The organism is Martinezella lusitana (assembly GCF_010668395.1).
Classification (GTDB): Bacteria; Pseudomonadota; Alphaproteobacteria; order Rhizobiales; family Rhizobiaceae; genus Rhizobium; species Rhizobium lusitanum_A.
Genome location: NZ_WUEY01000004.1, coordinates 214446 through 233727, shown reverse-complemented (window position 1 = coordinate 233727; position 19282 = coordinate 214446). Strand labels below are relative to the sequence as shown.

Annotated in this window: 23 protein-coding genes; 10 read left to right on the top strand and 13 right to left on the bottom strand. The window is 60.2% G+C overall.

The features are described 5' to 3' along the window. The first annotated feature begins 5 nt into the window (after positions 1 to 5). From GR212_RS37695 to GR212_RS11135, 3 genes are all read left to right on the top strand, one after another. Entirely contained in the window at positions 6 to 353 is a 348-nt protein-coding gene (locus GR212_RS37695; protein ID WP_163986936.1) for a phospholipase D-like domain-containing protein, read from the top strand. Next, entirely contained in the window at positions 281 to 529 is a 249-nt protein-coding gene (locus GR212_RS11140; RefSeq protein WP_163986555.1) for a hypothetical protein, read from the top strand. Before GR212_RS37695 ends, GR212_RS11140 begins: the two co-directional genes overlap by 73 nt. 467 nt (positions 530 to 996) lie before the next feature. Then, positions 997 to 1182, top strand: coding sequence for a hypothetical protein (locus GR212_RS11135; protein WP_246725735.1), 186 nt, complete (start codon positions 997 to 999; stop codon positions 1180 to 1182). 866 nt (positions 1183 to 2048) lie between these two features. Here the strand turns inward: GR212_RS11135 and GR212_RS11130 are convergent. The 4 genes from GR212_RS11130 to GR212_RS11115 form a co-directional block, all read right to left on the bottom strand. Further along, complete coding sequence (locus GR212_RS11130; RefSeq protein WP_163986553.1) at positions 2049 to 2780, bottom strand: hypothetical protein; 732 nt, start codon at positions 2778 to 2780, stop codon at positions 2049 to 2051. Between the two features lie 22 nt (positions 2781 to 2802). Continuing rightward, positions 2803 to 3492, bottom strand: a complete 690-nt coding sequence (locus GR212_RS11125) for a hypothetical protein (protein ID WP_163986551.1) — start codon at positions 3490 to 3492, stop codon at positions 2803 to 2805. Between the two features lie 24 nt (positions 3493 to 3516). Further along, complete coding sequence (locus GR212_RS11120) at positions 3517 to 5070, bottom strand: hypothetical protein (protein WP_163986549.1); 1554 nt, start codon at positions 5068 to 5070, stop codon at positions 3517 to 3519. A 253-nt stretch (positions 5071 to 5323) separates the two neighbouring features. Further along, entirely contained in the window at positions 5324 to 5578 is a 255-nt protein-coding gene (locus GR212_RS11115; protein ID WP_163986547.1) for a PilZ domain-containing protein, read from the bottom strand. A gap of 357 nt (positions 5579 to 5935) precedes the next feature. Here GR212_RS11115 and GR212_RS11110 point away from each other — a divergent pair, with 357 nt between their 5' ends. After that, entirely contained in the window at positions 5936 to 6262 is a 327-nt protein-coding gene (locus tag GR212_RS11110; protein WP_163986546.1) for a hypothetical protein, read from the top strand. A 5-nt stretch (positions 6263 to 6267) separates the two neighbouring features. Here the strand turns inward: GR212_RS11110 and GR212_RS11105 are convergent, their stop codons facing one another. Together GR212_RS11105 and GR212_RS11100 are read right to left on the bottom strand one after the other, a co-directional pair. After that, a complete protein-coding gene (locus GR212_RS11105) occupies positions 6268 to 6519 on the bottom strand; it encodes a DUF6074 family protein (RefSeq protein ID WP_163986544.1) in 252 nt (83 codons plus the stop codon). A gap of 123 nt (positions 6520 to 6642) precedes the next feature. After that, positions 6643 to 6897, bottom strand: a complete 255-nt coding sequence (locus GR212_RS11100; RefSeq protein ID WP_163986543.1) for a DUF982 domain-containing protein — start codon at positions 6895 to 6897, stop codon at positions 6643 to 6645. Positions 6898 to 6993: 96 nt separating this feature from the next. Between GR212_RS11100 and GR212_RS37055 the strand changes: the two genes are divergently transcribed. Further along, a complete protein-coding gene (locus GR212_RS37055; protein WP_246725734.1) occupies positions 6994 to 7644 on the top strand; it encodes a hypothetical protein in 651 nt (216 codons plus the stop codon). Between the two features lie 246 nt (positions 7645 to 7890). Here the strand turns inward: GR212_RS37055 and GR212_RS11090 are convergent, their stop codons facing one another. Beyond that, the gene (locus GR212_RS11090; RefSeq protein ID WP_163986541.1) at positions 7891 to 8151 is read right to left on the bottom strand and encodes a DUF982 domain-containing protein; all 261 of its coding nucleotides are present in this window, start codon (positions 8149 to 8151) and stop codon (positions 7891 to 7893) included. A 244-nt stretch (positions 8152 to 8395) separates the two neighbouring features. On the opposite strand from GR212_RS11090, the gene GR212_RS11085 reads away from it, so the two are divergent. Further along, a complete protein-coding gene (locus tag GR212_RS11085; RefSeq protein ID WP_163986540.1) occupies positions 8396 to 9094 on the top strand; it encodes a DNA-3-methyladenine glycosylase I in 699 nt (232 codons plus the stop codon). 51 nt (positions 9095 to 9145) lie between these two features. Further along, entirely contained in the window at positions 9146 to 10177 is a 1032-nt protein-coding gene (locus GR212_RS11080) for a hydroxyacid dehydrogenase (RefSeq protein ID WP_163986539.1), read from the top strand. A gap of 63 nt (positions 10178 to 10240) precedes the next feature. Here the strand turns inward: GR212_RS11080 and GR212_RS11075 are convergent, their stop codons facing one another. The 4 genes from GR212_RS11075 to GR212_RS11060 form a co-directional block, all read right to left on the bottom strand. Beyond that, positions 10241 to 10897 (bottom strand): methionine ABC transporter permease, encoded by a 657-nt coding sequence (locus tag GR212_RS11075; protein WP_163986538.1) that lies wholly within the window; start codon positions 10895 to 10897, stop codon positions 10241 to 10243. After that, a complete protein-coding gene (locus tag GR212_RS11070) occupies positions 10887 to 11972 on the bottom strand; it encodes a methionine ABC transporter ATP-binding protein (RefSeq protein ID WP_163986537.1) in 1086 nt (361 codons plus the stop codon). Before GR212_RS11070 ends, GR212_RS11075 begins: the two co-directional genes overlap by 11 nt. Before the next feature lie 129 nt (positions 11973 to 12101). Continuing rightward, entirely contained in the window at positions 12102 to 12950 is an 849-nt protein-coding gene (locus GR212_RS11065; protein WP_163986536.1) for a MetQ/NlpA family lipoprotein, read from the bottom strand. A 213-nt stretch (positions 12951 to 13163) separates the two neighbouring features. After that, complete coding sequence (locus tag GR212_RS11060; protein ID WP_163986535.1) at positions 13164 to 13667, bottom strand: cupin domain-containing protein; 504 nt, start codon at positions 13665 to 13667, stop codon at positions 13164 to 13166. 340 nt (positions 13668 to 14007) lie between these two features. Between GR212_RS11060 and GR212_RS11055 the strand changes: the two genes are divergently transcribed. Continuing rightward, complete coding sequence (locus tag GR212_RS11055) at positions 14008 to 14397, top strand: hypothetical protein (protein WP_163986534.1); 390 nt, start codon at positions 14008 to 14010, stop codon at positions 14395 to 14397. Positions 14398 to 14454: 57 nt separating this feature from the next. Here the strand turns inward: GR212_RS11055 and GR212_RS11050 are convergent, their stop codons facing one another. Next, positions 14455 to 14868, bottom strand: a complete 414-nt coding sequence (locus tag GR212_RS11050; RefSeq protein ID WP_163986533.1) for a carboxymuconolactone decarboxylase family protein — start codon at positions 14866 to 14868, stop codon at positions 14455 to 14457. Between the two features lie 233 nt (positions 14869 to 15101). On the opposite strand from GR212_RS11050, the gene GR212_RS11045 reads away from it, so the two are divergent. Beyond that, entirely contained in the window at positions 15102 to 16262 is a 1161-nt protein-coding gene (locus tag GR212_RS11045; protein ID WP_163986532.1) for a CaiB/BaiF CoA transferase family protein, read from the top strand. A gap of 42 nt (positions 16263 to 16304) precedes the next feature. Beyond that, positions 16305 to 17582: an L-fuconate dehydratase gene (locus GR212_RS11040; protein WP_163986531.1), complete on the top strand. Its 1278-nt coding sequence runs from the start codon at positions 16305 to 16307 to the stop codon at positions 17580 to 17582. 57 nt (positions 17583 to 17639) lie between these two features. Here the strand turns inward: GR212_RS11040 and GR212_RS11035 are convergent, their stop codons facing one another. After that, the gene (locus GR212_RS11035) at positions 17640 to 19193 is read right to left on the bottom strand and encodes a VOC family protein (RefSeq protein ID WP_163986530.1); all 1554 of its coding nucleotides are present in this window, start codon (positions 19191 to 19193) and stop codon (positions 17640 to 17642) included. Positions 19194 to 19282: the final 89 nt, after the last annotated feature.

The window sequence follows — 19282 nt, the reverse complement described above, 5'->3', positions numbered from 1 at the left end:
CCGGCATCCCGGTCTGGATCGATTTCGAACAGGCGATAGCTCACAACAAGGTTATCGTGATCGACGGGCATCTGACTATCGGCAGGTTGTACAACTACACCACCTCGGCGCAGGAGTGGAATGCAGAGAACATCACCTTCACTGAGAGCCGAGAATTGGCTCGCGAATACTCGGCGAACTGGGATAGCCGGCTGAAGGTGTCGAGAACTTTTGATGGACATGGCCTAGGCAACTGGACTCGTGTAAAACAACCAGAAGGTTCAGCCGAAAAGGTCAAGGAATGCTGGCGGCAATTGCGTTTATCAATCGCTTTCTTGCTTTCGCGTTGGCCTTCACAATCCTGGCAATTCTAATTTTGCTTGCAGTCGCCTTTCTGGCGCTGGTTGTTACCGCGCAGGTTGTCTGTCCTTTTACTCAATGCATCGGAGAGGCACAGGATCTCTGGGCATATGCGGCCTTTTCCAGCATCGTCGGAATTCCTACAATTTTGCTTTTGGGCCTGATGTTTTACTTCCACCGCCGCGGCTGACGGAGTGCCACTTACATTTGCCGCTCGAGTGATGCGCTCGATATCGGCTTGGCGGAAGGCGGCTCGGATGATTGTCGTGTTCGATCTCGTAGCTGCGAATTCAAATGCGCTGAACAGGTCCAAGTTTGTTAAACGTCTCTGATTGCTCCTGAGATGCCGTTGCAGGCACCAAGAAGCGCGCTATTTTCCCGACCGTAACGATCTTCGTTACAGCATCTAAAGCGTCCTCGTAACTTTCATGGTGCTCTGAGCCCTCGGCAGATAAATCGCCTTTTGCATAGCTTCCATATGCCAGTGTAGGACATGCCTCTTCTCCGCCGTCTGGCCCACAATCGAGCAGTGATCTATCCATCTTAGAACATCTGAAAGCCTAAACGTTGTCCCGATTGGACAGATTCCGCCGCGTCGCCTTAAAACTTCCGTACCCATTCCTGGGCTAAAGCTAGCACCTTTCAAAGGAAGAGCGAATGTCGGAACTCGATGATCTTTTGCGGCAGAAAGCTGAGTTGGAAGCAAGAATCAAGGAAGTGATGGTTGGCGAGGTCGAAAGGCTGAAGCTTGATTTTGCTGAACTTGCCTACAAGCTTAGGGAGTTGGGCATGCTCCCGAACGCGGTTGTGGAAGCTTTCACCGACAAAGCCGGCACTTTGTAATTCCTATCGCACGATGAAGGTGAAGAAGACTTAACCGGAGCGAGCAAGATTGTCTCTAGCGTACTTTGCGAAGAACGCAGCAACTGCTCAACGGATGCGCGCGAGACTGGAAAGATCGGGGTTTACGCCCAACGGAAATAAACTTTGGACCCCGATCGAAGACGACTTTTGCAGGCTGCTTTATTTCGATCAATTTGCCCTTAGGAAGCTTCTTCCCCATAGGACTCACAGGGCTATTCAAGCTCGTTGCCGTAAATTGGGTCTCGGAAAGCGATATCAGCGATGGGGACCTATGGAGAGGCAGAAGCTTCGAAGGATGTATCCAGAAAGTACGCGGGAAGACATTTGTGCGGCATTTCCAAACATCGATTGGGTGAATATCCAGGCGGTTGCCCGATATTATGGGTATAGAAGAAAAAATAAGCCCTATAAGATCACTGGTATTGTGGCCAACGATCAAGCTCGGATTCGGTGCTACGAGATTGGCTGGATAATGCGTGATCTTGATGAGGAGAGTGGAACCGGGCGGTACTTTCAGACCCGGGGTCACAGATCGAAATATCCGAACTTCAAAGCCATCAATCGCGCGGTTGTGGCGCTAGGCGGCTATCTTGAGGCCCGCTGGAGCGATGAGTAATCCAAAGGCAGCATGCGAAATCAATTGAGCTTCTTCTGACTATTCGTATCGGCTTGTTCATCGTTCGATTAGCAGGATGTCTTTGTTTTCAGATACTTAGCTATCGCTCACCCTCAGCGGAATTTGCCACGTTCCCAGACTGATCTCGGCCCGTTCCTGCTGTCGGCTGTCGTGACCAGAACGGACATCCGCTGCCATTCCTCCCCAAAAGCAAGTAGAAAAACCGCGATCAGGCGAACTGGCGTTGGAGAGGCGGCAGGAGTTCTTTTCCGAAGCCGAGGCGTGTGGTGAAAGCGTGCAGTTCGGCGAGGTTGCAATGGCGCAGGAAGAAGTGATCGGCGGAGATGTCGATCGGGCGGCGGCGGCCGAAGGGGAGGTCGGAAAAGGCGATCTTCATGCCGTTTCCTGCAAGCGCGACTTTCTTTTCCGGGCTTAGCGCATCGTCGGATGCGGCAACGCGCGTGTAGTTCTCGACGAATTTCGGGATCATTGCGCTGCGGAAGATCAAAATGCCGGTCTGCAAGGGTTGCGGGGTTCCCGAGCCGTTCGGCGCGATGATGTCCGCGTCGGGATGGGCTGCGATCTGGCGTTCGATGATGTCCTTGCCGTAGAACAGCGTGCCCTGCTCGAGAAGCACGGTATAGAGGTCGCCATTGGCAAAGCCATAGCTCAGGCCGAGCAGAAGTGCGCGCGACCAGCCGCACAGCGCGCTGTGGCCCTGAACCGCATGTCCGTAATTGCGCTTCAGATTGACCCAGCTGATGCGGGGATCCTCCGGCATTCGGGGGCGCAGGGGAGAGGCCGAATCGATGACCAGGATATTGCTCGGCGAGGTGAAGGCGCGAATGCAATGATACCAGATATCGAAGCATTCCGCCGAGCGGACGAAATCGTCGCCATAGGCCTTGTAGTCGCGGGCCCTGTTGTCTGCGTACCATCCGGTCACGATGCTGTAGGACATGTCGTCGCCTTTCGTCCTGCGCTCAAAGCCGCTTCTGCAGCGCGACCATCTTGAATTGCCAGTCGTTGATGCCGCCGCGGTTGTTGCGGTGGACATAGACGTTCTGGATCTGCGAGGCGACCGCGCTGAGATAATCCGGATGGGCGAAGGGGATGTCGAGCTTGCCGGTCTTCAGGAAGGTTTCGAAGACGTCCGCGCTTTTCTTGCAGGGCGGCAAGGCGCTCTCGAACGGCGGCTGCCAGTGGAAATCCTCGATGACGTAGAAGCCGCCCGGCTCGACCTTGTCGAAAAGCTTGAGGAAGGCGAGCTGCTGGTGGAACGAGGCGTGCGAGCCGTCGTCGATGAGCAGCTTCAGAGGGGGCAGGGCGGCATTCAGGCGGTCGAGGTCCTCGATGCTGCCGAGATCGCCGCGGTGAAACTCGAAACGGTCCAGCCGTATGTGCGAGAAATCGGAGAGGTCGAAGCCGTAGAGCTTTGCGCGGGGGAAGTAGTTGAGCCACATGCGGATCGACGGCACGTCGCTGCCGACGCGATCGACGGAGGCTCCCGCTTCCACGCCGCCCCGTTCCAGGCCGATTTCGAGCATGGAAAACGCCTGGTCGCGGAATTGCTCGAAGAGGAACGAGTACAGGCTCGCATAGTTGTGGGCGTGACCGATCTGTGTTCCCTTGTCGGTCTTGTAGTAATCGGCAAGCTCTACGAGTTCAGGCATGAAATTCCTTCCAAAGGATAGTGGTCAGGCGCAGCCGAGCGCCCGGCGAACGCTGCTTTCTTCCGCCGTGTGGCTGCTGCCGTAAATCGAGCGCAATTCCATCTGCTGCGACAGCATTTCGTAGAGTGCCGTCGTCACCGCGACGAGCGATGCGTCGTCCAGGGCGAAGACCTCGTGGAGATCGTAGTTCTCCATGAGCCGCAGGCCGGCTCGGAAGCAGTCCTGCTGCGCCTCCACGATCGCAAGCGTCTCGGGCGAGCGGTTGTCCTCCGCGAAGACCGGAATGGCGAAATCCTGGATCAGGCGCACATCTTCGACCATGCCGTGCGTGGCGTAGTTGCACATTTCCAGCATGGTGTTCTGCACCGCTGCCTGCCCTGCCGGGACGAGGCTATGGAACTGGCAGGTCTGCGGCGTTGCGGCCATTGTCTCGTAGGCCGCCGCCGCCGGCAGCTTATGCACGAAGAAGACCGGGACGTTCCTGAGGCCGATGGTGGCCGCGAAATTGGCGAGCGACCAGCCGGTGCCGCAGAGATCGACAATCAGCGCATCATCCGAAATCAACTGTCTGGCGTAGCGCGTATAGCTCGGCGACGGCTGCATCTTGGCAAGGCGGCTGGTGTAGAAATAGGTCGACCGGCAGGTGAAGCCGATCCGCTGGGCCACCTTGTCGAACAGCGGCATCCAGGAATCGCAGTCGCGGCTGGAAAAGAGGATCGAGCGCTTGCCGAGCCTGGCGGCGAGCCTTGCCAGAGCGACGCTTCCCAGCAGCATGATCGGAAAGTTGAGGCTCGCCTGGACGACCTGCACGGTTCGGCTCTGGGGATTGGCCGACCAGGTCGAAAGGCGGGTTTCGCGGCAGAGCTCGGCAAGCTGCCGCAGGCCGATCTGGGTCAGAACGTCCTCGACGGGATTGAGGCCGAAGATGCCTGTATGGCGGTTGGCAATATCGTAGCGGCCGGGCATCTCGACATCGGAATGAAGGTTGTCGCCGAGATGTTCCTCGATCGAAAGATTTGCCTGCGCCAGCGGCCAGATGGCACCGGACCGCTTGCCGTCGGAGGTGACGATCAGGCTTACCTTCTTGTCGAGCCCGGCCTTGTCGAGCAGCTTCCGGATCATGTCATGGCCGAGATACATGTCGGAGATCAGCACGTCGCCATGGCGCACCAGGGCCATGTTTTCCGCGATCGGGATGACCTGCTCCAGCTCGACGTCGATCTCCAGCGCCTTGAGCGCGGCGGTCTGGATCGGGTCGAGCTGCAATGCCGCTGCCAGCTCGTCGTAGATCATGTCGAAATTGTAGGGATGCTTCGCGATCTTCGCTTCAGCCTGCTTGCGCGCGGCCGCGAACCCAGGCAGATCCGCCCGCTTCCCGACGATCTCGAACACCTTGGCAGGTTCGACACAACGCCGCGCAATCAGCGTGTCGAAGACATCGAACGTCCTGACGGATGGCAGGGCACGTTCGTCGCGCACTTCAGGCGATGCCGGAAGAGCTGCAGCCGGTCCGGGTTGGGCATTCGGCGCGCCGATGAGATACTGGGAGAACTGGTTGGAGTTCGGAGCTGTATTCACGTCTTGTTCTCCAGCGTCGCCGCGCTCGTGCCTGAGTCCCGAGCCCCATGGGAATGACTTCCGGCCCGTGTCCGGAAATTACGCAGGCGGCAGACACAGTCCGGCGTCGGGAGCGGAAACCTCTCTATCCAAGCGATAGTCCCGACCCCTTATCCTGCAGCATGGAAGCTAGGTTTGTCAGCTTGTGCCAGGCTTGAGCGGGTCAGGCCATCAAGGTGAGATGGCTTTGTCTGATGCGGAGCGGCAGTTCACTTCACAGGAATTCGACGCCCATGCTGTTGATTTTCCGCCAGCGCACCTCGCATGGCAGTAGCCGGGCGTCCGAAAGCTGCAGGTCGAAGGCGTTCGGGGCGGAGAGCGGATTTTCCATATGGATCAAGGCGCCGGTGTCGGACAGATTTCTGACGATGCAATCGAAGACCGAATGCCCATCGTTGAATATGATCTTTGCGCCGAGAAGCGTTCGTTTGCGAGCGGATGCGCGGCCTTCGGGCGAGAATGTCGTCATCTCACGGGTTCCCTGAACCTGGATATTCCTAATTTTCAATATTCTAATATCAAGGAGTTAACAGGGTGCTGCCGGGCGCGCGTTTTTCAGGCCGGAGAGCATGGGACACGGGAAGAACCTTTAGGTGCTGCAACTGGTTGCGGTCGCCAAGGCCGGCGCCTGGCGACGTATGCCGGCTCAAACTCCGGGCTCGATTTCACGATAATGCAGCGACCGGCGAAGGCAGCGATCCCGGCGGCGAACAAGTTACCGCCGCCTGCGTTGTATTGTCAGACAGCCACCGGAAAACCGCGCTACATGCCTTGCAAGACGAAACATGCTCTGGCACCGTGCCGCCATAGGGGATCGGGGTTTTCAATGAGATTGTTTTTGGCGGTGACCACTGCGCTAGTGGTCGCCAATTCCGCAATTGCTGCCGACGACGCCGTGAACAATGCGTTCCGGGTTTGCAAGATGATCGACAATACCGGCCTGTTCACCGCGCCATGCCAGGTTGCCAACCGACGAAACGCCGTGGTGGCGACGATAGACCTGCCGATCGCCGATGCCAGAAAAGCCTGCGTGCAGATCACCGGCGTGGCCTCTTCCAAGGGGTTCCATTTCCCCGGCGCAGAATGGACCGTGCAGATCAGGTCTCCGACCAGCGGCGAAAAGTCGATCGCATTTTGCAGATTGCCGAAATAGCGCCGTCAGGCCAAGGCGTTCAGTTCCTCGTCGGCATAGGCAAGCTGCAGTTCCATCTGGACTGCATGCATGAAGAGCCCGGCCTGCCGAGAGATTTCGCCGTCCTCCACTCCCTGCTCGCGCAGGGAGCTGGCAAAGCTTGCCATTTCCGAGCGCCAGAAGCGATTTGCCGCCTCTCCGTGAAGCTGCTGCAGGGCTATGGCACACCGCCTGACATCACTGGTACGCCTGTCGGCCGGGAATGGTAGAAGCGACATATTCTCTCCGTCATTGGCAAGGCGAATCGCCTGCCCTTAATGGAAACATCGCTGGCACTGGTTCATAAAAAGTGAATTGTGTCCGAGAGATATCGACCAAGGCCGGAGGAGCGGGCGGCTGGTTCATTGCATGACGGATATGCCGGCTTCGCGCGCGGCCCTGATCAGGGCTTCCCTTACGGCTTCGGGCGGCACGGCCCCGAGCATGGCTTCGAGGCAGACACGGACCGCTGCAACATATTCTTCACCATTTTCGACCGGCCAATGTTGCAGCAGCAACTCCGAGACCTGATGCACCGAATTGATGCGGCGGGTCCCGCCACTCTCTCCCATCACCAGCGTAACGGCTGGAAAAGGCCGTAAAGTGTTTCGTTTCAAAACGCATTACCTCCGAAACATATATGCTTCGGTAACCTAGCAAGAAGCATTCCGGACCGAACGCCGACTGCCCGAGGTCATCGAGGCTGGTTTCGTTTGCCTGCCGACGAGGCTCAATCGTCGGCCTTGGATGCAAGACGCAAGCGCTCGCAAGCCATTTGGCGGTGTCGGATTATCGCACAGCTTTCATGGAACCGAACCCGGCTAAAAGCTCAGCAGACATACAACCGAATATGTTCGAAAAGCTGCCAGTCCGGCCGGGTCCCTAAGCCGATCGGATCTTATGACGGCAATGTCACGCCGATCCTTGAGTATGCACGCCAGGATACCGGCAGACGGCTTACGCCTAGCGGTCGGCGGCAGATTCAATTTCCGGATGACGACCTAGTCAAGGACGTCGGCTTCGATGCAGGCCTCGACGAACATCTCCCTGGCTTTGCGGCAGAGAAGGGGATTGGTGTTCGCCTCGAGGCAGAGGCTCCGGGCTGCATTGTATTTCTCGCCTCTGATGGCCGGCCAACGGAAAAGGAGGTGATTGCAGGCTTCTTTCGGGCTTCTTATCGCTTCCGGGATGCCATAACCGATACGGAGATAGACGGGCTCCTGCCAACGAATATCGCCGGTATTGAAGATCATGTTCATTTCGATGGTACTCCGACATTCCCATCGAAACTCCTGCGGCGGCAAAAGGTTTCGCAATTTCTGGAAAATCGAACGCGGGCGGTTTCAAAATGGGGCGGCGGCTAACGGCTTTGCAAACTGTCACCACACTATATGGCGATCAGCAGCAGGATGATCGCGAGGAGCGCCAATCCTGCGAAGAGGGTGCGCAATATGCCTCGAAACATCACCGCAAGGAGGATGAATACCAAAAACGCAACGATCATGAGGGGCCGGCGCTGGAATTTTCCCGTTCAGTGTATCGTGCCTGTCCGATAATGAGACAGGCAGCCCCGCCGCACGCGAACAAGGGTGCCTTAAGGTCGCTTTTTCCTATTGAACCACCGGAATTTCGATCGGCACACCGGCCTCCGCCGCTGCCGCGAGAAAGCTGTTTCGAGCCTCCAGCGACTGTCCTTGGCCTCTTTCGACATCGGCGCAAATCTGCAATGCGATCATGAACGCCTTGCCTTCAGCCACGGGCCACGCATTCAAAAGGATGTCCAGCGCTTCCTTGGTGCTGGCGACCGTATAGATTTTTCCGGTACGCTTGCAGATGACCATGACGGGATAGTTCCAGTCTTTATTATTCATGGCACGAGGCTCCGATCCGATGCCGCCGAAATTAACGCCACGCTGCGCGAAATCTCAAGTTAATTTCAAGGCGATATCTGGAGCAGTCTGGAATTGTTTCAATCACCGGCAAAATCAATTCGACCGTCAGCGCGATCAACTTTCGAGTCACGTCTTCACAAGCGATCATTGTGCGGAGATTACTTGCGTGGTGGCGTAACATCATAAAAGACTTGGCGGACAGCACAGCCGAACGAGGGAAGCGATGGGAAGCTTTGCGGAGATTGAGGAGCGCGCCGAGAAACGCAAGGGCGGGGCCGATGGGTTGATGGCCTTGATGCCGCAGGCACCGAACCAGGATGTCCTGCGCGGGCTTGCTGACGACCGGATCCTGTCGGAGATGACGCGCTATATCTTCTATGCGGGCTTCGTGCGCAACGTCATCGATTCCAAATGGCCGGGGTTCGAGGCTGCCTTTTCCGGGTTCGATCCGGCGTTTCTCAATCTTGCGCCCGACGATTACTGGCATGACCTGACCTCCGATACGCGGGTGATCCGCAACGGCGCCAAGATCATGTCCGTGCGGGCCAACGCTCAGTTCATCCGCCGGCTTGCCGACGAGCATGGCAGCGCCGCGCGTTTCTTTGCCGATTGGCCGCCGGAGGATCAGATCGGCTTGCTTGCAGTCCTCGACAAGCAGGCGAACCGGCTGGGCGGCATGACCGGGCAGTATTTCCTGCGGGCGATCGGCCGCGACAGCTTCGTGATGAGCCACGACGTTCTCGTCTGCTTGCGGCTCGCCGGCGTGCCCATTTCCGAGGGCAAGCCGGGCAAGAAGGATCTGCGGTTGATCCAGGATCAGTTCAATGCCTGGCATGCGGAGACCGGTCTGCCGTTCACCCATCTCTCGCGCATCTGCGCCTTCTCCGTCGGAATGCCTGGCGAAGAGGACGAGGTGGATTGATCTCACCCGTCGAATGATATTGGATCGCCTCCCGAGACGGGGAGGAACAGAATGACGACCGACAGCAGACCCTTGGCCATCAGCGCGCCGGAGCCGCGCTCGCTCGAGCTTATTTTCGCCGGGGACGCACTGTCGCTCCTTCACGCGAAATATCGCCTCGTCGAGGCGGATCCGGAAAATATCGCCGGACTGGGTGACGAGGTGCTCGGCGAGGCACGCTACATCATCGGCCAACCGCCCTTGTCGAGGGAGACGCTGGACCGCATGCGGCAACTGCGCTGCATCCTCAACGTCGAGAGCAATCTCATCAACAACATGCCTTATGAGGTGCTGTTCGAACGCGGCATCCATGTCGTCACTACCGGGCAGGTCTTTGCCGAGCCGGTGGCCGAAATCGGCCTGGGATTTGCGCTCAGCCTGGCGCGCGGCATCGTCGATGCTGATCTGGATTTCCGCGAGGGCAGGGAGCTCTGGGGCGGCGACGGCAACGCCAGGGCGCGGCTCGTTTCCGGCAGCGATATTGGCATCGTCGGCTTCGGCGATCTCGGCAAGGCGCTGAACCGGGTGCTCTCCGGTTTCCGCGCCAATGTCAGGGTGTTCGATCCCTGGATGCCGCCCTCGATCCTTCGGGAACATGGGGTTCAGCCCGCCGGATTGGACGAGGTCCTCGCGGGTAGCGATTTCGTTTTCGTGGTTGCTTCCGTCACCAGCGAAAACAAGGGTTTTCTCGGCGCCGAGGCTTTCGCGAAGATGCGCAAGGGGGCGGCCTTCATCCTGCTCAGTCGGGCCGATGTCGTCGACTTCGATGCGCTGATGGCGGCGGTCGCCTCCGGCCATATCGTCGCGGCAAGCGACGTCTATCCGGAGGAGCCGCTCGGCCCCGATCATCCGGTTCGCAAGCTGAAAGGCTTCATTCGTTCGGCTCACCGTGCCGGCGCGCTCGATAGCGCCTTCAAGAAAATGGGCGACATGGTGCTGGAGGATATGGATCTCATGGATCGCGGCCTGCCGCCGATGCGCTGCAAGCGCGCGGAGCGGGAAACGGTATCGCGCATGCGTTCCAAGCCGGTCACGCGCAACTGATCGCCGCGCTCCATTCCCGGTGCAATGTCTTTTCGCGTCGGGAACGAGTTCATGACGACAAGGCTAGCGGCGATCGAGCCGGGTGGCCAGGCGATCGCCCAGCCACTGCATGCCGCAGACCAGAATGATCAGCACGACGACGACGGCGATCATGACGCTGGTTTCGAAACGCTGGTAGCCATAGCGGATGGCAAGGTCGCCGAGGCCGCCGCCGCCGATCGTGCCGGCCATGGCGGAAGCGCCGATCAATGTGACCAGAGTGACCGTGAAGCCCGCGACGATGCCGGGCATGGCTTCCGGCACCAGAACCTCTCGGATGATGGTCCAGCGATTGCCGCCCATGGCGCGCACCGCGTCGATCAGGCCGCGATCGACTTCGCGCAGCGAGACTTCCGCAATACGGGCATAATAGGGGATCGCGGCGATGGTCAGCGGTACGATCGCGGCCGTCGTGCCGAGCGAGGTGCCGACGATCAGTCGCGTCAGGGGAATCAAGGCAATCAGCAGGATTACGAAGGGCACGGCGCGAAAGCCGTTCACCAGCGCCGCAAGGATGCCGTTGATCGTCAGCTGCTCGGCAATGCCGCCGCGGCTGGTGACGACGAGGGCAAGGCCGAGCGGCAGGCCGATAATCAACGAGAGCAGGCCGGATGCGCCGGTCATCCAGACGGTTTCCCAGAAGGAGCGCCACAGCAGGCTGAGAATAACGTCAGTTGTCATAGCCGAGAACCTCCACCCGGGCGGAGCGGGCTTTCAGAAAATCACCGACCTGTGCCGGCAGGGTCGCTTCCCGCGTCGGCACGGCGATGAAGAAACGGGCGACCGGCTGGTTCTGGATGTGATCGATGCCGCCGTGGACCAGCCGGAAGGAGCGCGGCAGGGTTGCGGAAAGCTCTGCAAACAGAGCCCCTTGCGCGGCCGGGCCGGCAAGATCGACACTGAGAATGGCCTCGGCGCCCGATGTCGGCGACAGGCGCGCCGCAATGTGCTCCGGCAGCTGCGGGCGGATGCCGCCAAGCAGGCTTGCCGTGATTTCCGTTTGCGGATTGGCGAAGACGGACCAGACCGAGCCCTCTTCGACGATCTTGCCCGCATCGATGACGGCGACGCGATCGGCGATGGAGCGTATCACTTCCATCTCATGGGTGATGAGCAGGATCGTCAGGCCGAGCTTGCGATTGATGTCCTTCAGCAGCGCCAGAATGGAGCGGGTGGTTTCCGGGTCGAGCGCCGACGTCGCCTCGTCGGACAGCAGTAATGCCGGCCGGGCGGCGAGAGCACGGGCAATGCCGACGCGCTGCTTCTGGCCGCCGGAAAGCGCTGCCGGGTAGGCCTTTGCCTTGTCGGCCAGGCCGACGAGGTCGAGCAGTTCGCGGGCACGCTGCAGCCGCTCGGCCTTGCCGACGCCTTCGATCTTGAGCGGCAGGGCGATGTTCTCTTCGACCGTTTTTGCGGAGAGCAGATTGAAATGCTGGAAGACCATGCCGATGCGACGGCGCAGCGGCTGCAACTCCTGCTCCGAAAGGCGGGCGATATCGCGGCCTTCGATGTGGATCTCGCCGCTATCGGCGCGTTCCAGCCCGTTCAAGCAACGGATCAGCGTCGATTTGCCGGCGCCGCTGCGGCCGATGATGCCGACGATTTCGCTGCGGCGGGCAATCAGCGATACGCCGTCCAGCGCGGGCGTCGTGTCGAACCGGCGGCGAACATCGACCAGGCGGACGATTTCGTCGCCCGTCGCCCGTTCAGGCGGCGCCTGCCCGTCGATTGATGTGGCGGGGATGAAGGAGTTCATGTCTGCTTCCCGATCTTCTTTTCTTGCGTTCGGCGCGGGTTGAGGGCTGGGCTTTAAACACCGAAGGCGGCCCGGGCAAGATGCCCCGGCCGCCCGCCGCTCAGCGCTGTCCCCCGCGCCGTCCGGTTATCAATAGGCGCTCTGGCCGGTACCCTTGTAGACCTTGTCGAATTCGGCCTTCACGGTGTCGTTCTGGTAGGAGGCGACCAGCGTCTTCACCCAGTCCTCCTTCTCGCTGCCCTGCTTGACGGCGATGAAGTTGCGGTAGGGATTGCCTTCGGTCGGCTCCTGCGCAATGCGGTCCTTCGGCGTCAGGCCGCTCTTCAGCGCCCAGTCGGTGTTGACGACGGCGGCGTCGAGGTCGTCGATCGAACGGCCGACGATACCGGCATCCAGTTCCTTGATCTCGACGTTCTTCGGGTTTTCCGCGATGTCGGCGGTGGTGGCGAGGATGCCGGTGCCATCCTTGAGCTTGATCACGCCTTCATGCTGCAGGACGAGAAGCGCGCGGCCTTCGTTGGACGGATCGTTCGGAACACCGATGACGGCGCCCTTCGGAAGCTCGGCCACGGTCTTGTACTTCTTGGTATAGAGGCCGATCGGCCAGATGCCGGTGAAGCCGACATTGACGATATGATAGCCGTGCTGCTTCACCTGGTTGTCGAGGTAAGGCTGGTGCTGGAAGGCGTTGGCGTCGATTTCTCCACGCTCCAGTGCCTCGTTCGGCTGCGTGTAGTCGTTGAAGACTACGGGCTCGACCTTCAGGCCCTTCTTGGCGGCTTCGGAAACAACGACGCGCCAGACGTCCTCGTCCTCACCGCTCATGATGCCGACCTTGATCGTCTTGTCGGCGGCGAAAGACTGCGGGGCGGTTGCCGTCAAGCCGAAAACGGCGACAGCGGAAGCAAAGATGGCGGCAAGGCCGGCCCTACGGGAAAGGCGCAGCGTGCCGAGACCTTTGGAAAGCTTTTCAGTCATGGGAAATCCTGTTCCAGATGATCGAGATCGTTCTCTCGTTGACGGCCCAATCATCTCAGACGCGCGTTCGGCCCGCGAAGCAGGATCATGCGTTGTGCGCTGCGGTTCTGAAAAACTCTTTTCTGTGCGACGCGAAAGAGCAAACTAATTTTCTATAAATACTGTAGATTATTTATACGGCAAAATAGGCATTTGCCTAAAACTTGGGCGCGGTCAGCGGTGGATCGGGTCTTTCCAGAGGACTTCCTCCGGCTTTTCCACCGGTTCGATGTCGAGATTGACGACCACCGGCTCTTGCCCGGAGCGGACCAGAACGCATTCGAGCGTTTCGTCGCGGCTGGCATTGATTTCCTGGTGCGGCACATAGGGCGGCACGAAGATGAAATCGCCGGGGCCGGCTTCGGCGACGAATTCCAGGTTCTCGCCCCAGCGCATGCGAGCCTTGCCCTTGACGACATAAATGATGCTTTCGAGATCGCCGTGATGGTGGGCGCCGGTCTTGGCGTTCGCGTGGATCGTCACGGTCCCGGCCCAGATCTTTTCCGCGCCGGCGCGGGCATTGTTGATTGCGGTCGCGCGGCTCATGCCCGGCGTCTGCGCCGTATTCGGATCGAGGGCATTGCCCGGAATGATCTTGATGCCGTGTTCGCGCCAATCGACGGGTTGATGACCGTGATCGTGCCCGTGTTCATGCCCATGCTCATGATCGCCGCACATAGTCGTCCTTTCGGCCTTGCAGAGAGATTCGCAGCCCCGTCCACAGGATCGCTGTTGTGTTACTCTATCCGAAGCCATTCAAAAATAAAGGGAATTGCAGAAAGTTGTCAAAGAGGCTTTTCAAGTCGTGATTAATCTATAGACTTGATCAAGTTAAATGACCGGTGGGAACATTTTGTGTGTGTCCCGCGTTGCGCCGGTCACAAGATGGTTTGCCGCGCCACTTGCCCCCATGGAATGCGTTTCGGGGCGCGCCAAACTGAAGAAGCAGCGCCTGGTCTCGGAGGAGACCGATACTTTACATATCATGCGCCGGACTTCCAATTGAAAGGAGACAGACATGTCTAATGCCTTGCCGCCCCTTCATGAGGGTCATGCCCCCATCACCCTGCAGCAGCTCTTCCGTGAAGCGCTCTATGCCTTCGAGGAATGGGACAGCGAAGTGACCGAACCGATCGTGACGTTCGAGGGACGTATCCATCCCATCAGCGTCGTGTTCGAAGCCATGCGCGAATGCACAGACACCGTGCCCAACAACATCGTCTCGGCCGTGACCGAGCGGCTGACCAAGCCCTGGGAGGGTGAAGGTCCGCTCGACACGATGACCTTTTCGACCGCCGCCCGCGTGATGGGCGTGCTGGTTCGCAAAAGGCTGCTGGCGGTCAACAACGGCCTCACCGTCGCCGTTCTTGCGGCGGATGCCCAGGCGCCGGAAAAATCGGATCGCTAAAGGAACGATATTCTCGTATCGAGGGCCCGCCGGCACGCTCCGGCGGGCCTTTTGCGTTCAGCGCCGGCTGACATCGAATTCAGGATCGACGGGGATTTGCATCGCCGTGACCAGGTGGTTGGTCTGTCCGGCCAGCCCGATGACCGCCATCAGCTCCGCATGCTGGGCGTCGGTCATCCCCTTCGCCTTTGCCGCTGCCGTGTGGGAATGGACGCAATAGGCGCAGCCGTTTGCCGTGGAGACGGCGATATAGATCATCTCGCGCACGAGCGGATCAAGAGCGCCCTCCGCTATCATGACGGCTTTCAGCCCCTCCCAGGTCCGCTTCAACAGAGCAGGGTCATTTGCGAGGCCGCGCCAGAAGTTATTGACGAAGTCGGACTTTCTCACCGCGCGAATGTCGTCGAACACCGCCTTGACCGCCGGGACTGCCTCCACCTCCGCATCATCAAGCAACTTGACCGTCGTCACTCTGTTTCTCCTTTCAGCAACCCTCATCGCGTGGCAGCATAATGCATTTCCGGAAGACCGGGGTGAGTGGAGCTTCCATTATCCTGCCTCTTTTCGTTTGCAAAAATCATCCATATGTGAAAATACTATTCACATAAGAAAACTGAGGCGAATGCGAAAGCCGGTTGTGGGGGCATTCCTCGACGCGGTCAGGCATTTCTAGCCGGGGTGATATCAGGGGAGCGGGAATATCGATGGCGCTGAAGAAGGACTTGCCGCTGGCCGGCCTGGTCGTCGTCGACATGAGCCAGTTCCTGTCTGGTCCTTATTGCACCCTGCGGCTGATGGATCTCGGCGCCAGGGTCATCAAGATCGAGCGGCCAGCCGGGGGCGATCTCTCGCGCGGACTCTATCTCAGCGATCACGAGCGCGGTGATTCCACGATCTTTCATGCGATCAACCGCTCCAAGGAGAGCCTGGCGATCGACCTGAAAAACGAGCGCGACATGGGTGCGCTGCGCAAGCTCATCTCCAAAGCCGACGTTCTCGTGCAGAATTTCCGCCCGGGCGTGATCGAGCGGCTGGGTCTGGGCTACGAGGCTGCGCGCGACCTCAATCCGCGCCTCGTCTATTGCTCGATCAGCGGTTACGGCGAAGAAGGGCCGTGGGTCTCGCGGCCGGGGCAGGATCTTCTGGCGCAGTCACGCTCCGGCGTCATGTGGTTGAATGGCGACGAAGGGCAGGGGCCTGTGCCGTTCGGCCTCGCGATCGGCGATATGCTGGCGGGTGCCGCCGCGGCCCAGGGCATTCTCGCGGCGCTGGTTCGGCGCGGCGTCACGGGCGAAGGCGGCCTGGTCGAAACCAGCCTGCTAGAGGCCCTGGTCGATCTGCAGGTCGAGGTGCTGAGCGTGCACATGAACAGCGGCAACAAGTTGCCCGAGCGCTCGCATGTCCGCAGCGCCCATGCCTATCTTTCCGCGCCCTACGGTGTCTATCCTGCTGCCGACGGTTATCTCGCCATTGCCATGACGCCGATTTCCAAGCTGGCCGATCTGCTGGGCATGGCGGAACTGGCACCCTATCGCGACGACCCGAAAAGCTGGTTCACCGCGCGCGACGAGATCAAGGCGCTGATCGCGGCGCGCATTGCCACCCGAAATGTGGACGACTGGCTTGCGATCCTCGAACCTGCCGACATCTGGTGCGCACGGGTGCTGAACTGGCCGGAGCTGCTGGGCAGCGAAGGCTTCCGCGTTCTCGACATGCTGCAGACGCTCGGGCGCGATGACGGCGTCAGCCTGCATACTACCCGCTCGCCCATCCGCATCGACGGGCAGCGGCCGAAATTCGAGCGTGCGGCCCCGCACGTTGGCGAGCATAATGCGGCGCTCTGGGAGGAGTTCGACCTTGGCTAAAGGGGTCGAGAGGTTGCCGATGGATTTAGAAGGAGTTTTCCAATGACGCGCATTACCAATCTTCGCGTTTTCGATTTGCGCTTCCCCACATCGCAGAGCCTCGACGGTTCGGATGCGATGAACCCGGATCCGGACTATTCGGCAGCCTATGTCATCCTCGATACTGACAGGCCGGGGCTTGCCGGCCATGGACTGACCTTCACCATCGGGCGCGGCAACGACATCTGCTGCATGGCGATCGAAGCGATGCGGCATCTCGTCGTCGGCACGGAGCTCAAGACGGTGCTGGAAAACCCCGGCAAATACTGGCGGCACCTGACCAGCGACAGCCAGCTGCGCTGGATCGGCCCGGAGAAGGGCGCGATGCACCTGGCAACCGGCGCGGTCGTCAACGCGGTCTGGGACCTGCTCGCCAAGGAAGCCGGCAAGCCGGTCTGGCGTCTGGTTTCGGAGATGGATGCGGAGCAGATCGCCGATATCGTCGACTATCGCTATCTCACGGATGTTCTGACGCGGGACGAAGCCGTCGCCATCCTGAAGAAGGCGGAGGCCGGCAAGGCCGATCGCATTGCGACCCTCGAACGCGAGGGCTATGCCTGCTACACGACGTCCGCCGGCTGGCTCGGCTATGACGACGCCAAGCTGCGCCGGCTCTGCCAGGAAGCCATCGACGCCGGCTTCAACCATGTGAAGATGAAGGTCGGCCGCGATCTCGAGGACGATATCCGCCGCCTCACCATCGCCCGCGAGGTGATCGGCCCCGACCGCTATCTGATGATCGACGCCAACCAGGTCTGGGAAGTCAATCAGGCGATCGACTGGGTGCGCAAGCTTGCCTTCGCCAAGCCTTTCTTCATCGAAGAGCCGACCAGCCCGGACGATGTCGCCGGACACCGCAAGATCCGCCAGGCCGTCGGCCCGGTGAAGGTCGCGACCGGCGAGATGTGCCAGAACCGTATCATGTTCAAGCAGTTCATCGCCGAGGGCGCGATCGACATCGTCCAGATCGATTCCTGCCGCATGGGCGGTCTCAACGAAGTTCTCGCCGTGCTGCTGATTGCCGCCAAGTACGGACTGCCGGTCTGGCCGCATGCCGGCGGTGTCGGTCTCTGCGAATATGTGCAGCACCTGTCGATGATCGACTACATCGCCGTGTCAGGCACCAAGGACGGCCGCGTGATCGAGTATGTCGATCATCTGCACGAGCATTTCATCGACCCCTGCATCATCCGCGACGCCGCCTACATGCCACCGAGCCTGCCGGGCTTCTCGATCGAGATGAAGCCGGAATCGATCACGGAATATACCTTCAAGGGTTGATTCCCTGCCGTGAACCCCTTCTCCCCTCGGGGAGAAGGGGTCTGCGACAAGTCGGCCCTACACGTTCCGCTTTAACCATGCCTGAATGACCGGCACGTCGGCATCTGCAAACTCGTGACCGGCAGGCACGGTCGCAAGCTCGACCTTCGCGCCTCCGTCGCGCAGGCGTTCGACGAGCGGCTGCGCATATGGGCTATACAGATCCTTTTCGCCGGCGATGATCAGCACGTTGGCGTCCGACATGTCGGCCGCCGGTGGGTCGGCCAACACGGCCATGGACCGCAGCAGAACGGCGCGGCGGATGAGATGCGGATGCAGCGACAGCATGGCGTTCAGCAGGTTGGCGCCGTTGGAATAGCCGATATAGACGATGCGCTCCGGATCGAGTCCATAGGCATGGATCGCGCCATCGACAAAGGCGGCAAAGGCTTCGGCTTCGCTGGCGATATCGGCCTGATCGAAGGTCATCGGCCCCATCCGGCGAAACCAGCGCGGCGCACCTTCCTCGAGCGCGCGCCCGCGCACGCTCAGCAGGGTCGCATCGGCGTCGATCTTGTGGGCGAGCGGCAGCATCGTCGTTTCATCGGCGCCGGAGCCGTGCAGCAGGATGAAGACATCGCCGTTCGGCTGCTCCGGCGTGAAGAAGCGGTGGATGAAAGGCAGGTCGCGATAGATGACGCGCGGCTCGCCGGGCATGGAGAACTGCGGCAGAATCACGTTCAGCTCGGCCAGAAGCGCCGGCTTGTCGCCGGGGGCAAAGAGACGCGTGCCAAGCGTTGCCTCATCCTCGTCGACCAGCATGCCGGGCGCATCCGTTGCGAGCTCGAACAGGATGCGGCCGGGCTCGCGGACGTAGAGCGAGCGGAAATATCTGCGGTCATGCATCGCCGTCGGCCAGGAATTGACCGCCTGCAGCGCGGTGCGGACCGACTGCAATTCGGCGTCGTCCGTGGCGCGAAAGGCGACGTGATCGACCGTGCCGGTGCCCGGCGCGCTTGCCCAAAAGCCGCGTGCATCGCGGATGTCGAGGATATCGCCCGGCTCGGAGACCAGCCGGCTGATGGCGCCGCTGGTTGCCAACGGCCGGTAGTCGAAATGATCGACCAGGGTCGCCTGCGTTTCCTCGGGCGTCTCGCTGAAGAGCGTCGCACCGCGGATGCGGCGGATGGCGTGCTCCCGCGGGATGGAAGCGCTTGCCCAGGGAGCCGTCGCCTGCAAAGCGTTGGTTCCCACCAGCTTGACGATAACGCCGTCCGGATCCTTCAGCCGCAGGACCGGCTCGCCGAATTCCTCCGAGGGGCCTTCCGGCTTGAGGCCGGCGCTTAAGGCGCGCGTCAGCCAGAAGCCGATGCTTGCCGGATCGATGGCGAGCGAAATCTCGGCGACCTGACCGACGCCGGCCCGGCCGGGGGAACCGTCTTCCCAGACGAGAAAGGTGATCAGCGAGCCGGGCGAGCCAATGGCGTCGCCGTAGAGCAGGTGAAGCTGCATGGCGTCCTCGAAGCCGCCGGTACGCTTGACGAGGCGCAGGCCGAGGAAGCCGACGTAGAAATCGACATTCGCCTGTACCTTGCGGGTGATGAGCGTGATGTGATGGATGCCGGCGACCATGGGATGCTCCAGACTGTCATTTCGTGTCTGGTCGCTATTTAGGCCGCTGCCACTGTTCAATGCAATGCGCCGCCCATGGAGGCACTGTT